This window comes from Pseudomonas sp. P5_A2_2, assembly GCF_054177685.1.
Map to the genome: position 1 here is coordinate 1 of NZ_JBGCUL010000321.1, position 4852 is coordinate 4852.

Sequence of the window (4852 nt, forward strand, 5' to 3'; positions counted from 1 at the left end):
GTACAGAACATAAAAACCATCGAACTCACGCCACACTTGGGGAAATGATCCATGGACTCAATGAAACGCATACTGGGCGCCAGCGTTTGCGGACTGTCGCTGCTGGCCGGCGCGGTGCACGCCGAACAGCACGAATTGCGGGTGTACAACTGGGCGGACTACATCCTGCCGTCCGTGCCCAAGGACTTCGCCAAGGACACCGGGATCAAGGTGACCTGGGACACCTTCGACACCAACGAGTCCCTGGAAGCCAAGCTGCTCACCGGCAACTCGGGCTACGATCTGGTGGTGCCATCGAACCAGTTCATCGAAACCCAGATCAAGGCGGGCGTGTTCCAGAAACTCGACAAGTCCAAACTGCCGAACTGGTCGCACCAGGACCCGGCACTGCTCAAGCTGCTGGACAAGAACGACCCCGGCAACCAGTACGGCGTGCCCTACATGTACGGCACCGTGCTGATCGGCTTCAACCCGGCCAAGGTCAAAGCGGCGCTGGGCGAGAATGCGCCGGTGGACAGCTGGGACCTGGTGTTCAAGCCCGAGAACATGGAGAAGCTCAAGGCCTGTGGCGTCGCCATGCTCGACTCGCCGTCGGAGATCCTGCCGCTGGCCCTGCATTACCTGGGGCTGGACCCGAATAGCCAGAACCCCGATGACTACGAAAAAGCCAAGGCGCTGATGCTCAAAGTCCGCCCTTACGTCACCTACTTCAACTCCGCCAAGTACATGACCGACATCGCCAATGGCGATATCTGCGTGGCCATCGGTTACTCCGGCAGCTTCTATCAATTCGGCAATCGCGCCAAGGAGGCGGGCAACGGCGTGGTCGTCGACTGGCGCCTGCCGAAGGAAGGCGCGCCGATCTGGTTCGACACCTTCGCCATCCCGAAAAGCGCGAAGAACGTCGCCGAGGCCCACGAATTCCTCAACAACCTGCTGGACCCGAAAGTCATCGCGCCGATCAGCGACTTCCTCGGTTACCCGAATGCCAACAAGGACTCGCTGGCGCTGATCGACAAGGACATCACCGGCAACCCGAACCTGACACCGACCAGCGAGGCGCTGAAGACGCTGTACGTCGTGCAGCCATTGCCGCAAAAGCTCGAGCGGGTGCGCACGCGGGTCTGGACCAGCATCAAGTCCGATCAGTAACACGGGGCTATTTATGCGAAATCCCTGTAGGAGCGAGCCTGCTCGCGAATGCGGAGTGTCAGTCGGTACAGGTGTCGACTGATCCACCGCCATCGCGAGCAAGCTCGCTCCCACAGGGGTATGGGTGTACACAAAACCTGTGCTCGACACAAAAAACTGTGGGAGCGAGCTTGCTCGCGATGGCGGACTGACAGGCAACAGAGATGTACGGTGCAGGGCTCAGCGAAAAAACTCCCCCGGCGTTTCGCCAAACTGCTGGCGGAAGGCTGCGATAAACGCCGACGTCGAGTCGTAGCCGCAGGCCAATGCGACATCGGTCACCCGCTCGCCCTGTTCCAGTGGCGTCAAGGCGCCGAGCAGGCGCAAACGCTGACGCCAGGCGCGAAACGTCAGGCCGGTGTCACGCAGGAACAGGCGACTGAGGGTTTTCTCGGTGACGCCGAATTTGTCGCTCCAGTGGCTGAGGGTGGTCTGTTGCTCCGGGTGCGACTCCAGGCTTTGGGCGATTTGCCGCAATCGGCTGTCCTGGGGCAGGGGCAGCATCAAATCGATCTGTGGCGCTTGCGCCAACTGATCCAGAATCACCTGGGCCAACCGACCGTGGGGACCGTCCTGATCGTATTCCACTGGAATCTGGCTGAAGGCGCGGATCAACTCGCGCAACAGATCACTGACCTCCAACACATGACAGCCCGGCTGCGCCCACGCCGAGACGCTGCAATCGATGTACAGGCTGCGCATTTCCGTGCGCGGCGAACTGAACACCCGGTGCGGCATGCCCGCCGGAATCCACACCGCACGCTCCGGCGGGGCGACGAAGCGCCCGACGCCGGTCTGTATTTCGAGCACGCCCGCAATCGCATAGGAAAGCTGTACCCACGGATGGCTGTGGCGCCGGGTCAGTGCGCGATTGGGCAGCGATTCGGTACGGCCGTAGAGCGGTCGCGGCAGGCTGGACAGCCCGGGAATACTGCGTCGAACACTCTTGTCATGTCCTTTGGGCGGCATCAGCTGGCTCATCGGCGTTAGTCGGTAATTCCCAGTCACGTTAGAGTCGCTTTCACGTACTGGCAACCCCCCGGATGATCAACCCCATGACTCGCCCCCGTTTGTTACCCGACAACTTCACCCTGACCCTGATCGGCGTGGTGACGCTCGCCAGCCTGCTGCCCGCCAGCGGTCAGGTCGCGGTCGGTTTTGGCTGGCTGACCAACATCGCCATCGCGCTGCTGTTTTTCCTGCATGGCGCCAAGCTGTCCCGCGAGTCGATCATTGCCGGTGCCGGGCACTGGCGCTTGCATCTGCTGGTGTTCAGCCTGACCTTCGTGCTGTTTCCGTTGCTCGGCCTGGCGCTAAAACCGCTGTTGTCGCCACTGATCGGCAACGACCTGTACATGGGCATGCTTTACCTGTGTGCGCTGCCCGCTACGGTGCAATCGGCGATTGCCTTTACTTCGCTGGCACGGGGCAATATCCCGGCGGCGATTTGCAGCGCGGCAGCGTCCAGCCTGTTCGGGATATTCCTCACGCCATTGCTGGTGACCCTGCTGCTCAATGTGCACGGCGAAGGCGCCTCGACCCTCGACGCCATCCTCAAGATCAGCGTGCAGTTGCTGCTGCCGTTCATTGCCGGGCAAATCGCGCGGCGCTGGATCGGCAACTGGGTGGCGCGCAACAAGAGCTGGTTGAAGTTCGTCGATCAGGGTTCGATTCTGCTGGTGGTCTACGGCGCGTTCAGCGAGGCGGTGATCGAGGGGCTCTGGCACCAGATTCCGCTGCTGGACCTGGCTGGGCTGGTGGTGGCGTGCTGCGTGGTCCTGGCGCTGGTGTTGGTGGCCTCGACCGTACTGGGCAAGGCATTCGGTTTCAACCAGGAAGACCGCATCACCATTCTCTTCTGCGGGTCGAAGAAAAGCCTGGCGACCGGCGTGCCGATGGCCCAGGTGTTGTTTGCCGGTAGCACCATTGGCGTGCTGATCCTGCCGTTGATGCTGTTCCACCAGATTCAACTGATGGTCTGTGCGGTGCTGGCGCAGCGTTATGCCAATCGGCCGGAATCGATTCCGGAGCTGATGGCTCAAGTCGACCCCTGATGATCCGGGACTGGAGCGGTAAAGGCTCCAGTCCCGGTGTCGATTACCGCTTGTCAGCCGTCAATGGCGGCGTGCGCGGCGGGATCATGCGTTTGTTGCCGGTCGACTCGAACGCCGATGCCAGGTGCAGCAGCGAAGAGTCGTCATAGGCGCGCCCGGCAAACGTCAGGCCGACCGGCATGCCGATGTCCGGCATCACGCCCATCGGCACGGTGACTGTCGGCACGCCCAGGTGACGGATGGCGAGGTTGCCGTTGGCGACCCAGACGCCGTTGCTCCAGGCGATATCCGCCGATTGCGGATCGACATCGGCATTCGCCGGACCCACGTCGGCGACCGTCGGGAACAGCACTGCGTCGAGACCCAGGCGATCCATCCAGTCTTCCAGATCGATCTTGCGGGTTTTCTCCAGTCCGCGCAGGCCGTCCGGCATCGTGCTGATCTGGTCCCACGGGGTGATGCCGCGTTCGGCCATGCGCACGTATTCGTCCATGCCGGCAACCAGGTCGCCTTCGCGGTTGGGCAGGGTGCCCGGGTCGTGAGGGAAGATCTGCGGGCCGTCGACATCGACCAGGCGATTCAGTTTCGGGTCGCCGTTCGCTTGCAGGAAATCATCGAACGCCCAGGCGGTCAGGTCCCACAGTTCATGGTGCAGGAATTCCTTGGAAACGATGCCGCGATTGAACACGGTCGGCGCACCAGGGCGATCGCCCTCGCAATTGGAGACCAGCGGGAAATCCACGTCGATCACTTCGGCACCCGCGTCTTCGAGGGCCTTGCGTGCCTGTTCCCAGAGCCCGATCACCGAAGGACGGGTGTTGATGCGTTGGCCGGTTGGGCCGCCGATGCCTGGCGCTTCAGAGGTGCCGGCTTCTGGATCGGCGTTGATGTACATGCGTGGAATGCCGAACTTCTTGCCTTTGAGCGCCTCGCTGTTGGCGGCCAGCGCCGCGTAGGATTTGGGGCGCACCAAGGACGAGCTCGGGATCGGCACCCAGGGTTGCAGGCGCCACAGATCGCCACGGGTGTCCGGGTCATCGGCCACTACCACGTCGAGCACTTCGAGCAGGTCGGCCATGCTCCGGGCAAACGGCACGACCACGTCCATTGTCGGGGTCAACGGCCAGTTGCCGCGCACCGAGATCACCCCGCGTGACGGCGTGTAGGCGCACAAACCATTGTTCGAGGCCGGTCCACGGCCGCTCGACCAGGTTTCTTCCGCCAGGCCGAAGGCCGCGAAACTTGCGGCAGTGGCAGTACCCGCGCCGTTCGACGAACCGGAGGCGAAAGGGGCGGTGAGGTAGTCAGCGTTGTACGGGCTCTCGGCGCGGCCGTAGACGCCGCGCTGCATCCCGCCGTTGGCCATCGGCGGCATGTTGGTCTTGCCCAGGCAGATCGCCCCGGCAGCGCGCAGGCGCTCGATGGTGAACGCATCGCGATAGGCAACCAGGTCCTTGAAGGCCGGGCTGCCGGATGCGGCGGTGAGGCCCTTGACCAGATAGCTGTCCTTGGCGGTGTAAGGGATGCCGTCCAGCGGGCCCAGCGTCTGGCCCTTGGCGCGACGGGCGTCGGACGCCTGGGCCTCGGCGAGCGCTTCGGGGTTGCGC

4 protein-coding genes are annotated in these 4852 nt (G+C 63.0%); 2 read left to right on the forward strand and 2 right to left on the reverse strand.

What is annotated here, in order from left to right; translation table 11 throughout:
• Window positions 1–51: 51 nt before the first annotated feature.
• A complete protein-coding gene (locus tag ACXRVY_RS17340; RefSeq protein ID WP_223463136.1) occupies window positions 52–1152 on the forward strand; it encodes a polyamine ABC transporter substrate-binding protein in 1101 nt (366 codons plus the stop codon).
• Window positions 1153–1371: 219 nt separating this feature from the next.
• Here the strand turns inward: ACXRVY_RS17340 and ACXRVY_RS17345 are convergent, their stop codons facing one another.
• Window positions 1372–2160, reverse strand: coding sequence for an AraC family transcriptional regulator (locus tag ACXRVY_RS17345; RefSeq protein WP_223463135.1), 789 nt, complete (start codon window positions 2158–2160; stop codon window positions 1372–1374).
• A gap of 86 nt (window positions 2161–2246) precedes the next feature.
• Between ACXRVY_RS17345 and ACXRVY_RS17350 the strand changes: the two genes are divergently transcribed.
• Window positions 2247–3245 (forward strand): bile acid:sodium symporter family protein, encoded by a 999-nt coding sequence (locus ACXRVY_RS17350; protein WP_223463134.1) that lies wholly within the window; start codon window positions 2247–2249, stop codon window positions 3243–3245.
• A gap of 43 nt (window positions 3246–3288) precedes the next feature.
• Here the strand turns inward: ACXRVY_RS17350 and ACXRVY_RS17355 are convergent.
• Window positions 3289–4852, reverse strand: a 1564-nt coding sequence (locus ACXRVY_RS17355) for an amidase (protein ID WP_458237847.1), incomplete at its 5' end; no start/stop codon positions are given.